We start from the raw sequence: 17,929 nt of genomic DNA, 5'->3' as shown, positions 1-17,929 counted from the left end.
CGTTCGCTCACGTGAGATGTGCGAACGACCGCTGCGGCATGATGGTGCCGTGCACGCCGCCGAGACCACCGCGACCCCGTGACGGGGGGCTACCTGAAGGGCCGGATCCGCCGCGAAGACATCATCACGGCGGCGGCCGCGGCGTACGGCGAACTCGGCTACCACGGCTCGTCGCTGCGCGAAATCGCCAAGCGCGTCGGGATTTCCCACGCCGGTCTCCTCTACTACTTCCCCACGAAGGAAGCCCTGCTCGCCGCCGTGCTCGAACGCCGGGACGCCGAGGACGCCGAGCGCGAGCAGCTGACCGTGCCGCCCGGGCTGGCGGTCCTGCGCCACTTCGTCGCCCTCGCCGAGCACAACGTCCGCCACCCCGGGATCGTCGACCTCTACTCCCGGCTCGCCGCCGAAGCGGTCGCCGCGGACCACCCGGCGCACGAGTACTTCGTGCGCCACTACCGGGCCGCGCGGGACGGCGTGCACGAGTCGTTCGAAGCCCTCGCGGCCCGCGGCGAACTGCGGGAGGGTGTCGAGCCCGCGATGGCGGCGCTGACGTTCATCGCGCTGATGGACGGCCTGCAGGTGCAGTGGCTGACCGTGCCCGGCGCCGTCGACCTGGTCGGCTCGCTGCGCTTCTACCTGCAGAACCTGCTCACCGTCCCGCTCTAGAGGGTCTTCTCGTACGGGTCCCACCCCGCCGGCAGCAGCGGCGGCACGTCGACGGTGCTCGCGACCTCCACGCTCTGCCCGCGCGTCATGGATTCGTCGATGGCCAGCATCGCGTCGAGCACGTGGTAGGCCAGCTCGCCGGACGCGCGTTCCGGCACCCCGGCCCGGATCGCCCGGGCCAGCTCCAGCGCGCCGGTGCCGCGCGAAGCCGCGTGTCCTTGCGGCGCCAGCTCTTCCGGCTCGTCCCGGTCGAGCAGGTGCAGCCGGGTCGGCTCGTCGAACCGGTTGGGATCGGGCAGCACGGCGGTGCCGAGCGCGCCGGTCAGCTCGAGCAGCCCGGTCCGGTGGAGCGCCGAGTCGAAGCTCAGGACCAGCTGCGCCGAGGCGCTCTCGAACTCGACGAGCGCGGAGACCGTCGTCGGCACCGACACCGGGAACTGCGTGCCCGCCCGCGGCCCGGACCCGACGACCCGGGTGTCGCGCGCCCGCCCGCCGGCGCCGGTGACGCGCCGGATCGGGCCCAGCAGGTGCACCAGGGCCGTCAGGTAGTACGGGCCCATGTCGAGCAGCGGCCCGCCGCCGGGCTGGAAGTAGAACTCCGGCGCCGGGTGCCACCGCTCCGGCCCCGGCACCTGGAACAACGCCAGGGCGGTCAGGGGACGGCCGATCCGGCCCGCGTCGACGGCCTGCCGCGCGGTCTGCAGCGCGGCGCCGAGCACGGTGTCGGGCGCGCCGGCCACGCGCAGGTTCTGCTCCCGTGCGCGATCGAGGAGCTTGCGGCCGGTCTGGCGGTCCAGCGCGAGGGGCTTCTCGGTCCACACGTGCTTGCCCGCTTCGAGCGCGGCGAGCCCGACCTCGGCGTGCGCGGCCGGGACGGTCAGGTTGACGACCAGCTCGACGTCCGGGTCGGCCAGCAGCTCGGCCACGGTGCCCGATCGCGGCACGCCGTGCTCGGCCGCGCGGGCCGCCGCGCGCCCGGTGTCGAGGTCGGCGACCCGCAGCACGCGGACGTCCGGGAAGGCGGTGAGGTTCTCGAGGTAGGTGCCGCTGATGACGCCGGTGCCGATGATCCCGACGCCGACCGGGCCGCCGGTCACCGGCCCGCGCCGGTCAAGAAGGCGTGGCTGGCGGCGATGGCCTCGAAGAGGTCGCCGTCAAAGGCGTCGAACTCCACCACGCGCAGCGCGTCCGGCGCGGCGGCCAGCACCTCGGCGACCGGCACCCGGCCCTGGCCGGCGGGGACCTGGCCGGTGGCGTCGGTGGCGAGCCCGCCGTCCTTGACGTGGACGGCCCGCACCCGGTCGCCGAGCCGCCGCAGCAGGGCGGGCGCGTCCTCGCCGCCCGCGGTGGCCCAGTAGGTGTCGACCTCCAGGGCGACCGCCGGGTCGAGTTGCTCGGCGAACACCTCGAAAGCGCTGCGGCCGTCGATCCGGGACTCCAGTTCCCACCAGTGGTTGTGGTAGCCGACGCGGACGCCGTGCTCGGCCGCGAGCTTCGCGGCCGCGTTGAGCCCCTCCGCCGTGGCCGCGATGTCGGCGGGCTCCTGCCACCGCTCGGGCGGCACGAACGGGTCGATCACCAGGCCGATGCCCAGCTCGGCCGCGGCGGCGAAGACGGCGTGCTGGTCGGCGCCGAGCAGCTGCGCGTGCGCGGTCGGGGCGGTCAGGCCGTTGGCGGGCAGCCCGGCCCGCAGTGCCTCGGCGTTTTCGAGGACGCCGTACGGCTCCACCTGTGTGAAGCCGATCGCGGCGAGCCGCCGCAGGGTGTCGGCGGGATCGGCCGCGAAGGCGTCTCGGACCGAATACAGCTGCACGGAAGGCACGCTCATCACCGGCTCCTCCACTTCGCCGTGGCGCCGTCGGCCGCGGCTCCTCAATTTCTACCACCTGGTCAAAATTGTGACCAGGGGATTTTCGGCCGATCCACCGGCCGGCGGAGCGGGTCCCGGGTGCGGCGGCTCACGGCGGCGGGGTTTTGGCAACCGCCCGATGGGGCAGTAACGCCAAGAGCAGGGAGCCAGGGCCGATCCGGGAGGTGCCGGTAGTGGACAGGGCAGGGAACGAAAGGGACACCGGGGCCGCCGTCGGGCGCTCGGCGTCCCGGCGCGACCTGACGGACCTGTCCGAGGCCGCGCGCGACCTCGACCGGCGGATCGACCAGCACCTCGCGCGGCTGCGGCGGGAACGCGCCCAGCGCGCGGCCGACATCCCCGGCCAGCGGCTCCGCCCGAGCGGCTGAACGGGCCACCTCGGCTTCACCGCCCGGACGCGACCTACTACTCTGGGTGGCCCCACGCCACCCGCCAACGCCGCACTCCACAGTCCTGCGAGGTCGCGATGTCCGACACGCCGTCCGTGCTGTCCCCGAGCCAGAAGCCGGTGGGCGTCGACCCCGCCCGGCCGAGCATCGCGCGGATCTACGACGGATTCCTCGGCGGGCACAACTTCTACGAAGTCGACCGCGTGGTGATGGACAAGATCCGCACGGCCGTCCCGGAAGCGGTGGACATCGCCCGCGGCAACCGCGGGTTCCACAACCGCGCGCTGCGGATGCTGGCCAACCAGACCGGGATCCGCCAGTACCTCGACTGCGGGTCCGGGCTGCCGACGGCCGAGAACACCCACCAGATCGTGCAGCGCATCGACAAGGACCACACGGTCGTCTACATCGACAACGACCCGGTGGTCCTCGCCCACGGCCGCGCGCTGCTCGTCGAGAACGACTTCACGCACATGGTCGAGGCGGACATCTTCAAGCCGCAGGAAGTCCTGGGCCACCCGGAAGTCCTGGCGCACGTCGACTTCTCCGAGCCGGTCGCGCTGCTGCAGGTCGGCACGATGCACCACTTCGAAGGCGACGGCGTCGTCGACCTCATGCGCGAATACATCGACGCGCTGCCGTCGGGTTCGTACGTGGTGCTGTCGCACTTCTTCGACCCCGAGGTGCCGGAGCTGACCGCGATCGCCAAGCGCATCGAGCAGATCCTGGTCTCCGGTCCGCTCGGCGCCGGCCGCTTCCGCACCCGCGCGGAGATCGAAGCCATGCTGGCCGGCCTCGAACTGGTCCAGCCGAACGCGACCTCCGCGCCGGGCATGGCGGTCTGCGACGAGTGGTGGCCGGACGGCCCCCGGCTCACGCCGCTCAGCGACTCCGCCAAGTGCGTGGCCGGGATCGTCGGCTACAAGCCGTAGCGCCTCACCCTTCCGGTTCCTCCGCTGTCTCTTCGGCCGGCACCGCCCCGGCGCGCAGCCACTTCAGCTTGACCTCGAACTGGCCCTGCAGCCCGGTGCGCGCGATCACGGCCCCGGCCTGGGCGTCGAGCTTGACGCCGAACTTGAGCTCGACCTCGTCCGGGCCGAGGTCGCGGAACTGGGTCAGCGCGGCGGACGCGGCCGCGCGGACTTCGCTCAGCGCGTGCTCGAAGGTCGTGGTCGCCTTGCGGAGCACCCCGGAAGGCACCGACGCCTGTTCCAGGCCCGGCTCCCCTTCGACCTCGACGACCACCGAACCGCCGTCGGCCAGCGGGAAACGCACGAACTCCTGCACCGGATCTCCTTTCGCACGGGTTCAGCACGGCAGGTCGAGCCATTGCTCCCGGCCGATGCCGCGGCGCACCTGCTCGAGCTCCCGGAGCAGGGTGTCCAGCCGGTCCGGGTGGGCCAGGTACTCCAGCACCGCCTGGTAGAACGCGCTGGTCATCGCCGAGGGCATCAGGTCCGACGCGTCGAAGCAGAGGTCGGTGCCCGTGGCCAGGGTCGTCGCGATCCGCTGGGTCACGTCGCTGCGGTACACGTCCCGGCCGGCGAGACCCTGGTGCACCGAGAACGTCGTCCCGCCGGACGGCCAGATCCGCTGCCCCTGTTCCCCGGCCAGGTAGACCATGAGCCGGCGTGCGGCCGGGGTGTCGTGGAACATCCCGGCGAGGTCGGCCGACACCTCCGACCGCGAGGGCTTCCCGGTGCCCGGGAACGGGAAGAACCGGAAGTCCCGGTCGGGCACGGGTGGCCCGGCCGGCCGCGGGACCGCCCGGTAGCCGCCGATCGCGAACGAGCCGAGGTGCTCCAGCAGGCAGTGGGGCGGATCGGCGAACAGGCCCCGGCCGGCGTCGGCGAACGAGGTGAGCAGGGCCGCCGTGCTGCCCCCGCGGACCGCGCCCGGCGCCAGGACCAGCGTGCCCCAGCTCAGCCACGCGTCGCGCACGACCTCGTCGGTCCAGGCCAGCTCGCCGGCCGCCCACTTGCCGTACTTGTCCGGAGCCTGGTGCAGCAGGATGTCCTCGAGCCAGTCGGTGCCCGGGAACCCGGAGTTCGGCGGCGCCCCCATGCCGAGGCACCACGGCGGCTGCCCGGCGGCGGACAGCCGCCGGGAGGTCGCCACGAGCGCGTCCCAGGTGGCCGGCGGGTCTTCCCGGAACCGGTCCGGGTCGTACCAGACGATGCTCTTCAGATCCGCCTTCACCACGACCGTGTACGGCGTGTTCCCGCCGAGCTGCTGCAGTTTCCGCCACGTCGAGCTGTACGCGGCGGTCGCGTCCGCGTCGAGGACGCCGTCGAGGGACTTCAGCTTCCCGGACTGCGCGTAGCCCGCCAGCTCGGCCGGGTTGGACAGCACCGCCACGTCGGGCGGAGTCCCTTGTTGCAGGTCCCCGCGCAGCACCTGGCTCTGCGCGCGGGTGCCCTGGTAGAGCGTGGGAATCCCGGTCTCCCGGGTGAACCCGTCGAGGACCCGCAGGAACGCCGTCTGCTCGTCGCCGGTCCACGACCCCAGCACGGTCACCGGCTCCGCACCGGTCCCGGCGGCACACCCGGAGATCAGGAGCACGAGGGCCAGCACCGGACCGGCGCAGCGCTTCATCACGGCTCTCTCCTCGCGCGGAACCGGTATTCGTCGAGCCGGGGTTGCAGGCCACCTACCGACAGGACGCCGATTCCGGCGGCCAGCACCGGAATCCCGTAGCCGAGCGCCCCGGTCCAGCCCGGTTCGGTGAGTCCCGGGCCCAGCAGTGCCGATTCGTCGACGGCGCCCGGCGGCTCGTCCGGGACGGCGGCCGGGACGGGTGTCCCGGCGGCGAACGCGGTCACCGTGTCACCGCACGCGGCCACCCCCTCGATCCCGCACTGGGCGGTCAGCACCTGGGCGAGGGTCCACCGGGCCCGGCCGGCGGCCGCCGAAGTGGCCGCGGACCGCGCGTCGACGGTGTGCTCCAGCGCGGTACCGCCGTCCCGGGCGTCGGATTGGATGCCGAGCAGCAGCGCCGTTCCCGCGCCCAGCAGCACGCACGCCACCGTGGCGGCCAGCAGCGCGGTGTTCACCGTGCGCCGGAACCGCCGGGCGAGGAACCGCTGGGCCCAGACGAGCGCGGCGAGCAGCAACACCAGCGGCACCGCCCACAGCGCTGTGATCGCGGGACCCAGCCAGTTCGCCCCGAGCTGCCGGTCCAGGGCGGCGCGCTGCGCGGCCTCGAGCGCGTCGAGCCGGGCGAGGATCCCGTTCTCCGGCGCGGTCAGCAGGTCCGACGCGGACTGCAGGTTGCTCGCGGCGAGCGGGCCGTCCGGGTCCTCCCGGAAGTGGGCGGCGGCGTGCCCGATGAAACCGTTGTACGACGGCAGCAGCCCTTCGATCAACAGCAGTGTCTGGCTGCCCGCCCCGCCCGCCGCGTTGTGCTCGGCGACCTGGGCGAGCTGCTGGCTCGTCCGGGCGATTTCATCCTCGTACTGCTCGCTGGGGCCGGTCAGGCGCGCTTGCCGGGCGTCGAACGCGGTCACCGCCGCCCGGTGTGCGGCCACGATCGCCTCCTTGGCCAGTGACACTTCGAGCACCGCGGGTGCGGTTCGCTCCCGCACCTCGGCGATGCTGGCCCGTACGCCGAGGAAGGTCGCCAGCGCCGTCCCCAGCACCAGCACGCTGGCGGCCACGAGCCCGAGCCGCAGCCACCAGAGGGTCTGCCGGGTGGTGCTGGTCGCGGTCACGAAGGCGCTCCCGCCTCGAACGGCGGCTCGCCGCAGTGCCGGCACCACTTCGCCGTCGGCCGCACCTTTCGTCCACAGTGGACACATTCGCGCAGGGCCACGTCGGCTTCGGGCGGGGCGGCGGCGACGGCGGCGGCGGGTTCCGCCGAGCCGGTGTAGGTGGAGATGGTCGAACCGAGCACCAGGGAGAAGCCGTCCCGCGGGCGGACGCCGTCCTTGATCGCGACCGTGCCGTCGTCGTGCACGTCGATCAGCCGGCCCAGGCGCTTGAGGATCTCCGCGTTGCCCAGCTCGGTCGCCCGCTGGACCGCGGTGCTCCATTCGCGCGCCGCCGTCACCCGGTCGTCGCGCTCGAAGGCCTCCCAACCCGCCCGGACCGCGCGGCCCAGCTCGGCCTGCCCGGTGACGCGGGCGACGTTGTCGTCCGGCACGCTGGAGAGCGCCAGGTCGTCGGTGAGGTAGCCGACGACGGCCAGCTGGTCGCCGACCGGCTCGTCGCCGGCGAAGAGCGTGACCGTGCCCAGCAATCGGTCTTCGTACCGCGCCAGCTCCCCCGCGTCGACGTCGAGGCAGAGGTGGTACTCGCGCAGCTCGTCGCCCCACGCCCCGGTGGGCAGCTCGAGCGCGCGGCCCTCTTTTGCCTGGCACTGCCGGGTGAGTTCGACCTCGGTCGGGAAGACCTGCTTGACGAACCGCAGCCGGCTGTAGGGCAGCGTGGTCATCCGCAGCCGCAGGTCCGGCACGGTCCGGCCCATCGCCTGCTCGACCAGGCGCCGGAAGTCCCCGGCGAGCTCCGCGTCCTCCAGGACGGCGTCCGCGCTGCCGCGCAGGGCGGACGCGATCCGCTGCAGGTCCCGCGGATCCCAGTCGTCGCCGATTCCCCGGGCGTCACAGGCGAACCGGCCCCGGCAGCGGTCGAGCGCGGCGTCCAGCGCCCCCCGGTGGTCGGACTCGTTCTTGCCGTCGGTGAGCAGCACCGCGTGCCGGATCACGGCCGGGGTCTTCCCGAACAGCTCCCGGGCCAGGTCCAGCCACGTGCTCATCGCCGTGCCGCCCCCGGCGATCAGCCCGGAGGCCGCGGCCTTCGCCTCGTGGCGGGTCCGCTCGCCGGCCACCGCCAGCGGCGGCTCGGCCGGGTACACGAGCCGGGCCCGGCTGGTGCATTCGACCACCCCGAACAGGACGCCGTCCCGCAGCGAGCCGATGGCCGCCCGGCAGGCGTGCCGGGCGGCTTCGATCTTCGTCGGCGGCCAGTCCATCGAGCTCGAGCAGTCCACCAGCAGCAGCTCGGCCGTCGGCGGCAGCCCGGCCGCCGGCACCCCGGCGTCGCCCACCCGCACGGTGAGCACGACGTCCATCCGGTCGTCGGCGGGCGCCAGGTACTTGTTCTGGCTCAGCTGAAGGGTGAACGACGGGCGGTCCTCCTCGGGCATCCGATCACCTTCTCGTCTTCGGCCGGACGGAGTTCGCGAGGTCGACCAGCACGCCGTGGGAGGTGCGGTCGGGCGCCCGCTCGGCGAGCCGGCGCAGGGACACCTCCACCAGCGAGCGCAGGCCGCGTTCGGTGACGCGCTCGCCGAGGAGCGCGCCGCCGTACCAGTCTTCGCGGCCGGCGATTCCGGCCAGGGCGGGCAGCTCGGCGAGCGCGGCCTCGCGGACCAGCGCCTCCAGCCGGTCCTGGGCCTCCCGGTCGAGGTAGAGCTCGGGCAGCCGGCGCGCCGCGTCGGCGAAGTCGTCGCGGCCGGGCGGCCCGGACGGCAGGCGCCCGGCCCGGATCCGCACGGCGGCGATCCGCGCGGCGTCGTAGTGGCGCGAGACCGGCGGCACCGCGTCGAGCAGGGCGACCGCGGCGTCGCGGCCGTGCGTGCGCAGGTGGCAGCGGGCCAGGCCGAAGGCGGCGCTGGCCTGGCCGTGGTCGCGGTGCCACACCGAGCGGTAGCAGCGTTCGGCCTGCTCGGTCTCCCCGCGCAGTTCGGCGCAGAAGCCGAGCGCCAGCTTCGGGGCGATTTCGCCGGGCCAGCCGCGGTGCACCCGGTCGAACGCGGCCGTCGCCTGCTCGGCGTCGTCGCGGGCCAGCGCCAGCAGCCCGTGGTGCCACGCCGCCCGCCAGTCCCGCGCGGCCTCGGTCCCGAGCTGTTCTTCGGCGGCGGCCAGGGCCGCGGCCGCGGCATCGGAGTTCCCGAGCGCGACCTGGGCCCGCGTCCGGGCGAACGCGATCTCGACCGAGGGCTGCCCGAACATCGTCAGCTTGTCCAGCCAGCGGTGCGGGCCGGGCGCTCCCGCGGCGGCGATGAACTCGGCCGCCGGGTCGTCGGGAGCGACTCGCGGGATCGGCAGCCGGCCGGCGCCGCCGGCGGCACCCGGCAGGCCCAGGTCCAACCGGCCGGCGACGCGTTCGCCGCCGACCCAGTGGTCGAGGCCGGGCACCGCGCCGAGGCCGTCGTCGAGCAGTTCCGCGGTGTCCTCGAACAACGCCGACGGCACCGGCCGCGGCCGTTCGTCGCGCAGCGAAAGGATTTCCCGGCGCACCCCGTCGAGCTGCTCGGCCATTTCGGACGCGGTGGCGAACCGCCGTTCGAACGGCGCGACCGCGCGTTCGAGCACCCGGTGCAGCGAGTCGAGACCGCCGGCGACGCGGGCCGGATCGGCGTCTTCGCTCGCGGCTTCGAGCAGCACCTGCAGCGTCCGGCCCACGGTGTGCAGGTCCGAGCGCACGGTCAGGCCGTGCCGGGCGAGCTCGTGCGCCGGTGCCTGGAACCCTTCGGTGCCGATGCTCGGCCCGGCCGGGTCCGCGATCGAGCGGGCCGCGCCGAGGTCGATGACCTTGACCCGCTTGTCGCCGTGGATCACGTTCTCCGGCTTCATGTCGCAGTAGAGCAGGCCTTCGCCGTGCAGGTAGTCCAGCGCGCCGAGGATCGCCCGGCCGTAGACGATCACGTGCTCCACGCGCGGCGGCGGCCCGTGTTTCAGCAGGTCCCGCAGCGACCGCCCGCCGACGTACTCCATCACCAGGTAGGTGTCCGGTTCGCCGCCGCCGGGCGGCGCGTGCTCGACGAAGTCGCTGATGCGCACGATGTTCGGGTGGTCGAGCCGGACGAGCACGTCGCGCTCGACCCGCGCCATCGCGCGCAGCACGGCGTTGCCGCTGTTGATCACGCCCTTGAGCGCGACGTGCTGGCCGGCGAGCGCGGTGTCGGCGGCCAGGTACACCCAGCCGAGCCCGCCGCGGGCGAAGCAGCCGAGGACGTCGTAGCGGTCGCCGACCCGCTCGCCGCGTTTCAGCTTGGGCAGGAAGGAGAAGTGTTCGCCGCAGTTTTCGCAGTACCCCTCGGCGATGGCGGGTTCGGCGGCGTAGGCGCGGCCGACGGGTTCCCCGCAGTGGCCGCAGAACCGGTGCTGCTCGGGGTAGTCCGGGTCGGCGAGGACGAGCTTCTCGGGGTCGGGTACCTCGATCGCGGGCAGCGACTGGAAGTCGGCCTCGCCGCTCCAGAGTTCGACACTGCGGCCGAGGTCAACACTGCGCCGGGTGCTCTCGGGAGCCGGCCCAGGCGTGGCCGGCGGCTCGGCCGGCACCCGGAGGCGGCCGCACACCTCGCAGAACCCGGTCGGCCCGACCGGTTGTCCGTGGCACCACACCGGTTCCGTCGTCACGCGCCCTCCAGCCGGCGGCGGACCGCCCGCACGTACCGCTCGACCAGCCCGGCCGCGGCCTCCGGTTCGGCCGGCCGCGCGGTCAGCGCCGCCATGGCCGGGCGGTACAGGTCGGCCAGTTCCTCGTCTTCCATCAGGCCCGCGTCGGTCGCCTTGGCGTTGTAGCCGCGCAGCCGCCCGCGCAGTTCGTCGTGCCGCGCGGCCAGTGCGTCCAGTTCGGCGTACCGCCTGACGAGCTCCCACCGGGCCGCTTCCGCGTCCCGTTCGGTCGCCGCGAGGGCCCGCCGCACGCGGCCGGGTTCGATCCGCTCGCCCGCCGAACGCAGCGCGGCCAGCCGCAGGCGCAGGTCCGCGGAGCTGCCGGGCACCGCCGCGTGCGAACCGATCCGGGCGGCTCGTTCCCGTGTGCGGTCCTCCTCGTGCTCCACCATGTCGACCAGCAGCGCCAGCCGATCCAGGCGCCGCGCGTTCCGTTCGTTCTCCCAGCGCCGCGCCAGGCGCACGCCGGGCGAGTCGGGCCCGTTGAACTGGAGCAGCACGGTGGCGCCCTGGTCCATCAGCGGCCGCACCACGTCGGTGAGCACTTCTTCCGGCGCCCGGGCGTCTTCGACGCCGGTCACCGCCACCGCGACGTCTTCCGGGTTCGTCTGCAGCACGGTGACGACCTCTCCGGTGCTGATGCCGGCGCTGACGTGCTCGGCCACCTCGCCGGTGGTCTTGCCGGTCGCGTCCACGATCGCGGTGAGCTGCCCGCCGGGCGCCCGGTCGGTCCCGGGTGGGCGGGACACCCGGCGTTCACGCCGCACCTGCGCCAGGAGACCCTCCCGGCCGGTGGAATCGCGATCGCCGATGACGACGATCAGCGGGCCGGCCGTCGGCCGTGGCGGCTCCCCCACCCACCGGGCGACGTCCGGCACGTGCCGGACGATCACCTCCACCGGGATCAGGTAGGCGAGCCCCGCCCGTTCGTCGGTGTACTCGGTGACCACCATGCCGAGCACCGCACCGGTCGCCTTGTCGATCACGCCCGCGCCGCTGAACCCGCGCCGCACGCGCTCGCCGGGCAGCGGCGAGTTGAGCTGGATCCATTCCCCGGCGGCGCCGGCCGGCCCGGCCAGTTCGGCGTTGTTCACCCAGACGCCGTAGCGGTGCGGAGCCGGGAAGCCGTAGGTGTGGACCACCCGGTCGCGGACGGCACCCAGGCGCACCAGCGGGGCGCCGGGCACGTGGGGGAACGCTTCGGCGAGGTCCAGCAGCGCGATGTCGCCGCGGCCGTCTTCCGTCGGCGGCACCCAGCAACCGGGCCGCACGGCGGCGAGCGTCTCCGGCATCCCGTCCAGGCCGACGAAGCGCACGAGCACGTGGGCCCCCGAAAGCGCTTCCTCCCCCGCGGCCTGCACCACGTGCGCACAGGTGAGCACCGTGGATTCGCCCAGCAGCATCCCGGCGCCCAGTGCCCGGCCCGACGAGTTCACCAAGCACACTCGCCACGGTTCCGGATCCCCCGCGCGCCCCTCGGCAGAACCGTTGTGCTCCCTCACCGGGTGCGACCTTACGACCCCGCACGGCCCTCCGGGACGGGTTCGCCCGCTTACCCCGGCAGATCACCCGATCGGCCGCTGACTCCGCGCCACCGTGGGGAAATCACGAACCCGCGACCGCGCCGGTCAGGCGATCATGCGCAGCCGGCGGAGGGCGAAGAACACCAGCGCCGCCGCCAGGAGCACGAAGATCCCGGTCTCGATGCCCTGGAACAGCCAGAACCGGTCCCCCGGCTGGAACCGCAGCCAGTTGACCGCCCCGGGACCGGCGGGGCGGTCACCGCAGCCACCGGGCGGGCACGGGCCGATCTGGGCGTTCGGCACGACCAGCTCCCCGGCCGCGTTGCGGATGCCGAGGTCCATCACCCAGTCGCCCGACGCCGGATTCGGCGTCTGCCCGCCGGCCGGGGCGAACGTGAGGCTCTGCGCGGGCAGGTACCGCGGCCGGGCGAGGACCTCGATCGCGACGCGGACCGCCGCGAACCCGACCAGGGCGATCCCCATGGCGGGCAGGACCTTCCGCCAGTACGTGCCGGCGAAGACGCCCAGCGCCAGCGCGAACAGCGTGTACGCGATCGGGACGATCCCCTGCACGTCGAACGAGAGGTAGTTCAGCCGGCCGGTGCTCGCGCTCACCACCGGCTCGAACCACCAGGAAACGCCCAGCGCGTAGCCGACCGCCAGCACGGTGGTCATCGCCCCGACCAGGCCGAACTTGGCCAGCGCCCACTGCAGCCGGGTCACCCCCTGCGTCCACACCAGACGGTGGGTGCCCTGCTCGACCTCGCGGGCCACCAGCGGCGCCCCGAAGAACACGCCGACCAGCACCGGCATGACCACGAACAGGACGGCGATGAACCCCATGCCGCCGAACTCCTGCTGAAACTGGTGGCCGAGGCTCTCGCAGCGCGAGACCGCCTCGGTCTGCGTGATCAGCGACGCGCTGCCGAGTGCGGTTTGGCAGGCGTCCAGGCCGAGGCCAGCGGACTTGGTGTGCATCGCCAGGCCGGTGGGCACCATGATCGCGGCGAGCGCGGCCAGGGCGGCGAGGGTGAACAGGGCCTGCTTGCGGTGCTGGCGCCAGATCAGCCAGATCATGCCGGCACCTCCCACGCGGACGCGGGGACGCGGGTCTCCGCCTCGGCGAGGTGGGCCAGCACCACGTCTTCCAGGGTCACTTCGTGCTCCGTCCACAGTGGATCTATCGGGCCGTCGCCGCGGCGGACCAGCAGCGTCGACTGGCGTTGGGTGTGGCTCGCGCGGACCACCTCCACCACCCCGGCGATGGATTCGCTCCCGGCTCGCGGCCCGACGAGCGTGCGGTGCCTGTCGAGCAGTTCGTCGACCGGTGCCGCCAGCCGGACGCGGGACCGCTGCAGGACGATCAGGTGATCGCAGCTGCGCTCGAGGTCGGCGAGCAGGTGCGAGGACAGCAGCACGGTCGTCTCGCTTTCGGCCACGGCACCCATCAGCGTCTGCATGAACTCGCGGCGCGCGAGCGGGTCGAGGCTCGCGATGGGTTCGTCCAGCAGGAGCAACCGTGGTCGCTTGGCCAGGGCCAGCGCCAGGGCGACCTGGGCGCGCTGGCCGCCGGACAGCTTCCCCACCGGCTTGTCCGGCGGGATGCCGAGCATGCCGAGCCGGTCACGCGCCAGCGCGGTGTCCCAGCGGCGGCGGTTGAGCTTGCCGCCCATGGTGACCAGCTCCGCCGCGGTGAAGTCGCGGTAGAGCGGGGTGTCCTGCGCGACGAACCCGATGTCCGGCAGCGCGGACCGCGGCTCACGGCCGAAGACGCGCACCTCGCCCGCGTCGGGCTTCAGCAGCCCGACGGCCAGGTGCAGCAACGTGGTCTTGCCCGCGCCGTTCGGGCCGACCAGCGCGGCGATGCGCCCGGCGGGCACCTCCAGCTCGCAGTCCCGCAACGCCCAGGTGCGCCCGTAGCGCTTGCCCAGCGCCCTGGCTTCCACCGCCAGTTCCATTCCGGACTCCCTATGCCAGGTCGTGCGGCACCCGGGCGCCGCGGATCGTGGTTTCGATGAGGGCGGCGATGTCGTCGGGTGACATCCCCGCGGTTTCGGCGCGCTCCAGCCAGGCCACCAGTTCCTCGCGCAGCTGCGCCTGGTGACCCAGCGAGGGCCCGGCCAGGCTGCCGGTGACGAACGTGCCCACCCCCGGGCGGCCTTCGGCCAGCCCCTCCAGCACCAGCTCGCGGTAGGCCTTGAGCACGGTGTTCGGGTTGATCGCCAGCGCCTCGGCCACGGCCCGTACCTTCGGCAGCTGGTCGCCGGGCCGCAGCAGGCCGACGCGCAACGCCTGCTTCACCTGGACGACGAGCTGCATGTACGTGGCCACCCGGGAACGGCCGTCGAGGACGAACTCGATCACCCTGCCCACCCTCCTATTGTCTTACGACATTAAGACAACACCTGCCGGTGTCCGGCTGTCAAGGCATAAGGTCTTGATCGACGGAACGCACACCGGCACCGGGAGGCAGGCATGTCGTTGTTGGACGGGCTGAGCAAGGCGATCGCGGGCGGCGCGATCGAGATCGTCGACCTCACCGCTCCCCTGAGCTCGAGCACGCCGATCCTCCAGCTGCCCGAGCCGTTCGCCAACACGATCCCGTTCCGCCTGGAGGAGATCAGCCGGTACGACGACCGCGGCCCGCGGTGGTACTGGAACGACATCCACACCGGCGAGCACACCGGCACCCACCTCGACGTCCCGGTGCACTGGGTGTCCGGAAAGGATGGTCACGACGTCTCCCAGGTCCCGCTGAAGACGCTGGTGGCGCCCGCGGTCGTGCTCGACTTTTCGGCCCGGGCGGCCGAGGACCCGGACTTCCTGCTCTCGATCGACGACGTCCGGGCCTGAACGGCGGAGCACGGGCCGCTGCCCGACGGCGGCTGGCTGCTCTACCGCACCGGCTGGGACGCGCGCAGCGGCGATCAGGAGGACTTCCTCAACGCCGACGAGGCCGGCTCGCACACCCCCGGCGTCGCACCCGGGTGCGCGCGGTGGCTCGCCGAGGAAACGCCGATCACCGGGCTCGGCGTCGAAACGGTGGGCACCGACGCGGGGCAGGCACCCGGCCTCGAGCCGATGTTCCCCTGCCACGAACTGCTGCTGGGCGCCGGGAAGCACGGCCTGACGCAGCTGCGGAACCTCGCGTCATTGCCGCCGACCGGCGTGCTGCTGCTGGTCTCGCCGCTGCCGATCGTCGGCGGCTCGGGCAGTCCCGCCCGCGTGCTGGCCCTGGTGGAGCGGTGAACGTCGCCGAACTCGTCGGCCGGACGCTGGCCGGCCTCGGCGCCGGCACGGCGTTCGGCGTGGTGGGCAGCGGCAACTTCGAGGTCACCAACGCGTTGCGCGCGGGCGGCGTCCGGTTCGTCGCGGCCCGCCACGAGGGCGGCGCGGCGAGCATGGCCGACGCCTACGCCCGGATGAGCGGCCAGGTATCGGTGCTGTCGCTGCACCAGGGCTGCGGCTTGACCAACGCCGTCACCGGCATCACCGAAGCGGCCAAGAGCCGGACGCCGATGCTGGTCCTCACGGCCGACTCCGCGGCCGCGTCCGTGCTGTCGAACTTCCGCATCGACCAGGACGGCCTGGCGGAGGCGGTCGGCGCGGTCCCCGAACGCGTGCACTCGGCCGCGACGGCGGTGGCCGACACCGTGCGGGCGTTCCGGACGGCGCGCCAGCAGCGCCGGACGGTGGTGCTGAACCTCCCGCTCGACGTCCAGGCCCAGCCGGCGCCGGCCCCGCCCCCGCTGCCGGACATCCCCGGACCCGCTCTCGTGCGACCGGACACCGCCGCGGTGGCGGCCTTGGCAAACCTCCTGGCCGCCGCCGAGCGGCCGGTGTTCATCGCCGGCCGCGGCGCCCGCGGCAGCGGGGACGTGCTGCGCGAGCTCGCTGCCCGGTGCGGCGCGCTGCCGGCGACGTCCGCCGTGGCGCACGGCCTGTTCCACGGCGACCCGTTCGCGCTGGGCATCTCGGGCGGTTTCGCGTCCCCGGCCGCGGCCGAGCTGATCGTGGGCGCCGACCTGGTCGTCGGCTGGGGCTGCGCGCTCAACATGTGGACGACCCGCCACGGCAAGCTGCTCAGCCCGCACGCGAAGCTGGTCCAGGTCGACGTCGAGCAGGCCGCGCTGGGCGCGCACCGGCCGATCGACCTGGGCGTGGTCGGCGACGTCACGGGCACCGCCCTCGACGTGCTCGCCTTGGCGCCTTCGCGCCAGGGCTACCGCACCGACGAGGTGGCGGCCCGGATCGCGGCCGGGCGCTGGAACGACGTCGAGCACGAAGACCTGTCCGGCGACGGCCGGATCGACCCGCGGACCCTCAGCAGGCTCCTGGACGAGCTGCTGCCGGCCGAGCGGATCGTCTCGATCGACTCGGGCAATTTCATGGGGTACCCGAGCGCGTACCTGTCGGTGCCCGACGAGCACGGGTTCTGCTTCACCCAGGCGTTCCAGAGCATCGGCCTGGGCCTCGGCACGGCGATCGGCGCGGCCCTGGCCCGCCCGGACCGCCTGCCGGTGCTGGGCACGGGCGACGGCGGGTTCCACATGGCACTGTCCGAATTGGACACCGCGGTCCGCCTCGAGCTGCCCTTGGTGGTGATCGTCTACAATGACGCGGCGTACGGCGCGGAGATCCACCACTTCGGCGACGCGGACCTGACCACGGTCCGCTTCCCCGACTCCGACCTGGCGGCCATCGCCCGCGGCTTCGGCTGCACGGGCGTCACGGTGCGCTCGGCCGCGGACCTGCCGGCGGTGCACGAGTGGCTGGCGGGGCCGCGGTCGGCCCCGCTGGTGATCGACGCCAAGATCGCCGACGACGGCGGATCATGGTGGCTGGCGGAGGCGTTCGGCCACTGACCCGGTCTTGACACGGCACTCGGCCGCCCTGAATGCTGGCCGAGTTGTCTTATAGTAGTAAGACAGTGGGGGAACTATCCGAGGAGCTCTCGTGCGACTCTTCTTGGCCATCCTGGCGGCGGCCGTCCTGCTCGCCACTCCGGCGGACGCGGGCCAGCACCGTCCCGATCCGGTGGCGGCACTGATGGCGGCGTTCGACAGCCACGCGATCGTGGCGAAGTCCAGCCCGGACGTGGGAACCCTCGTGTTCGACCTGATCCGCGACCCCAGGTTTCCGGCGCGGGTGAACGACATAGCGGTGGAGTGCGGCAACGCGCGTCTCCAGCCGTTGCTGGACGCCTACATCGCCGGAGCCCAGGTCCCGGAGATCAGCAGTGTCTGGCGCGAGACGACGCAGCCGAGCTGCGGGTTTTCAACGTTCTACGAGCAGCTTTTCGCCTTGGTCCGGCAGGTCAACACGACGCTGCCCGCCGAGCGGAAGATCCGCGTACTGGCCACCGATCCGCCGGTCGACTGGAGCCGCGTGCACACGCCGGCGGATCTGGATCCGTTCCTGGACCGGGACGCCTCGATCGTGTCGGTGGTGAAGACGCAGGTGCTGCAGAGGAACCGCAAGGCCCTGATGTTGTTCGGGTTGGGCCACTTGACCCACGACGGCGGCAGCGGCGCGGTGGCCCAACTGGAACGCGAGCACCCCGGAGCGGCGTACGTGATCGCGGACCACCGGGGGTTCACGGCGGACAACGCCCGCCTCGAGCGCCGACTGGGCGCGTGGCCGGCGTTGGTGCCGGTGAAAGGTTCGTGGCTGGGCGCGCTGGAGACGACGTCCTTTCCGCTGAACCGCGAGTACCCGCCGGGAACGCGCGGCTACCCGGGCGTGGACGCGTACCTGTACGAGGGCCCGGCGGATCTGTTGTTGCGCGAGCCGTTGTCGGCCCGAGCGGTCCTGGACGCGGGCTACCTGGCCGAGCTCCACCGCCGAGCCGCGGCGCTCGACGCACCACCGGACTCGATCGAGTGGCCGGAGGTGTTCTTCGAGCGGGAACGGACATCCGGAGTCTTGCTGCGCGGCTGACTCGCCGCGGGCTGCCGGACCAGAGCCTGGCGACCTTGGTCGGCAGGCTCTGACCGGAGACGCCCACGGGTGGGCCCGTAGCCGTGTGGCTGCGGGCCTTTCCCGTGTTCAGGCTGCGAATGGGAGTGGTTCGTGGATGTT

16 protein-coding genes and 1 pseudogene are annotated in these 17,929 nt (G+C 73.3%); 6 read left to right on the top strand and 11 right to left on the bottom strand.

What is annotated here, in order from left to right:
* The first annotated feature begins 78 nt into the window (after positions 1 to 78).
* On the top strand, positions 79 to 666 hold the full coding sequence (locus C2L58_RS09740; protein WP_103337238.1) for a TetR/AcrR family transcriptional regulator: 588 nt from the start codon (positions 79 to 81) through the stop codon (positions 664 to 666).
* Here C2L58_RS09740 and C2L58_RS09735 read toward each other — a convergent pair.
* Positions 663 to 1,763 (bottom strand): Gfo/Idh/MocA family protein, encoded by a 1,101-nt coding sequence (locus C2L58_RS09735; protein ID WP_103337237.1) that lies wholly within the window; start codon positions 1,761 to 1,763, stop codon positions 663 to 665. The two genes, C2L58_RS09740 and C2L58_RS09735, sit on opposite strands and share 4 nt — an antisense overlap.
* Positions 1,760 to 2,494 (bottom strand): sugar phosphate isomerase/epimerase family protein, encoded by a 735-nt coding sequence (locus C2L58_RS09730; protein WP_103337253.1) that lies wholly within the window; start codon positions 2,492 to 2,494, stop codon positions 1,760 to 1,762. Before C2L58_RS09730 ends, C2L58_RS09735 begins: the two co-directional genes overlap by 4 nt.
* Positions 2,495 to 2,709: 215 nt before the next feature.
* On the opposite strand from C2L58_RS09730, the gene C2L58_RS09725 reads away from it, so the two are divergent.
* The gene (locus C2L58_RS09725) at positions 2,710 to 2,904 is read left to right on the top strand and encodes a hypothetical protein (protein ID WP_103337236.1); all 195 of its coding nucleotides are present in this window, start codon (positions 2,710 to 2,712) and stop codon (positions 2,902 to 2,904) included.
* A gap of 98 nt (positions 2,905 to 3,002) precedes the next feature.
* Positions 3,003 to 3,857: an SAM-dependent methyltransferase gene (locus tag C2L58_RS09720; RefSeq protein ID WP_103337235.1), complete on the top strand. Its 855-nt coding sequence runs from the start codon at positions 3,003 to 3,005 to the stop codon at positions 3,855 to 3,857.
* 4 nt (positions 3,858 to 3,861) lie between these two features.
* Here C2L58_RS09720 and C2L58_RS09715 read toward each other — a convergent pair whose 3' ends face one another.
* The 9 genes from C2L58_RS09715 to C2L58_RS09675 form a co-directional block, all read right to left on the bottom strand.
* Positions 3,862 to 4,212, bottom strand: coding sequence for a CU044_2847 family protein (locus tag C2L58_RS09715; protein WP_103337234.1), 351 nt, complete (start codon positions 4,210 to 4,212; stop codon positions 3,862 to 3,864).
* Between the two features lie 21 nt (positions 4,213 to 4,233).
* Positions 4,234 to 5,520, bottom strand: coding sequence for an ABC transporter substrate-binding protein (locus tag C2L58_RS09710; protein WP_103337233.1), 1,287 nt, complete (start codon positions 5,518 to 5,520; stop codon positions 4,234 to 4,236).
* The gene (locus C2L58_RS09705) at positions 5,520 to 6,635 is read right to left on the bottom strand and encodes a hypothetical protein (protein WP_103337252.1); all 1,116 of its coding nucleotides are present in this window, start codon (positions 6,633 to 6,635) and stop codon (positions 5,520 to 5,522) included. Before C2L58_RS09705 ends, C2L58_RS09710 begins: the two co-directional genes overlap by 1 nt.
* A complete protein-coding gene (locus tag C2L58_RS09700) occupies positions 6,632 to 8,068 on the bottom strand; it encodes a VWA domain-containing protein (protein ID WP_103337232.1) in 1,437 nt (478 codons plus the stop codon). The genes C2L58_RS09705 and C2L58_RS09700 overlap by 4 nt, the downstream gene beginning before the upstream one ends.
* Positions 8,069 to 8,072: 4 nt before the next feature.
* A complete protein-coding gene (locus tag C2L58_RS09695) occupies positions 8,073 to 10,286 on the bottom strand; it encodes a serine/threonine-protein kinase (RefSeq protein ID WP_103337231.1) in 2,214 nt (737 codons plus the stop codon).
* Entirely contained in the window at positions 10,283 to 11,827 is a 1,545-nt protein-coding gene (locus C2L58_RS09690) for a trypsin-like peptidase domain-containing protein (protein WP_146073564.1), read from the bottom strand. Before C2L58_RS09690 ends, C2L58_RS09695 begins: the two co-directional genes overlap by 4 nt.
* Before the next feature lie 126 nt (positions 11,828 to 11,953).
* Positions 11,954 to 12,925: an ABC transporter permease gene (locus tag C2L58_RS09685; RefSeq protein WP_103337229.1), complete on the bottom strand. Its 972-nt coding sequence runs from the start codon at positions 12,923 to 12,925 to the stop codon at positions 11,954 to 11,956.
* Complete coding sequence (locus C2L58_RS09680; RefSeq protein WP_103337228.1) at positions 12,922 to 13,806, bottom strand: ABC transporter ATP-binding protein; 885 nt, start codon at positions 13,804 to 13,806, stop codon at positions 12,922 to 12,924. Before C2L58_RS09680 ends, C2L58_RS09685 begins: the two co-directional genes overlap by 4 nt.
* 10 nt (positions 13,807 to 13,816) lie before the next feature.
* Positions 13,817 to 14,212: a GntR family transcriptional regulator gene (locus C2L58_RS09675; protein ID WP_103337227.1), complete on the bottom strand. Its 396-nt coding sequence runs from the start codon at positions 14,210 to 14,212 to the stop codon at positions 13,817 to 13,819.
* A gap of 111 nt (positions 14,213 to 14,323) precedes the next feature.
* On the opposite strand from C2L58_RS09675, the pseudogene C2L58_RS09670 reads away from it, so the two are divergent.
* The 3 genes and pseudogenes from C2L58_RS09670 to C2L58_RS09660 all read left to right on the top strand — a co-directional run bounded on the left by C2L58_RS09670 (position 14,324) and on the right by C2L58_RS09660 (position 17,788).
* Positions 14,324 to 15,097 (top strand): annotated as a pseudogene (locus C2L58_RS09670) (cyclase family protein).
* Positions 15,094 to 16,713 (top strand): thiamine pyrophosphate-binding protein, encoded by a 1,620-nt coding sequence (locus C2L58_RS09665; protein ID WP_103337226.1) that lies wholly within the window; start codon positions 15,094 to 15,096, stop codon positions 16,711 to 16,713. Before C2L58_RS09670 ends, C2L58_RS09665 begins: the two are co-directional and overlap by 4 nt.
* Positions 16,714 to 16,804: 91 nt before the next feature.
* A complete protein-coding gene (locus C2L58_RS09660; RefSeq protein WP_103337225.1) occupies positions 16,805 to 17,788 on the top strand; it encodes a hypothetical protein in 984 nt (327 codons plus the stop codon).
* Positions 17,789 to 17,929: the final 141 nt, after the last annotated feature.

Source organism: Amycolatopsis sp. CA-126428 (genome assembly GCF_002904335.1).
In the GTDB taxonomy this organism is placed as follows: Bacteria; Actinomycetota; Actinomycetes; order Mycobacteriales; family Pseudonocardiaceae; genus Amycolatopsis.
Note: the sequence above shows the minus strand (reverse complement) of the source record. Positions and strands in the feature narration are given on the sequence as shown.

Excerpts from the sequence above, each read along its gene's own strand:
- C2L58_RS09730 (WP_103337253.1), bottom strand. The coding sequence starts at position 2,494 with ATGAGCGTGCCTTCCGTGCAGCTGTATTCGGTCCGAGACGCCTTCGCG.
- C2L58_RS09720 (WP_103337235.1), top strand. The coding sequence starts at position 3,003 with ATGTCCGACACGCCGTCCGTGCTGTCCCCGAGCCAGAAGCCGGTGGGC.
- C2L58_RS09710 (WP_103337233.1), bottom strand. The coding sequence starts at position 5,520 with ATGAAGCGCTGCGCCGGTCCGGTGCTGGCCCTCGTGCTCCTGATCTCC.
- C2L58_RS09700 (WP_103337232.1), bottom strand. The coding sequence starts at position 8,068 with ATGCCCGAGGAGGACCGCCCGTCGTTCACCCTTCAGCTGAGCCAGAAC.
- C2L58_RS09685 (WP_103337229.1), bottom strand. The coding sequence starts at position 12,925 with ATGATCTGGCTGATCTGGCGCCAGCACCGCAAGCAGGCCCTGTTCACC.
- C2L58_RS09680 (WP_103337228.1), bottom strand. The coding sequence starts at position 13,806 with ATGGAACTGGCGGTGGAAGCCAGGGCGCTGGGCAAGCGCTACGGGCGC.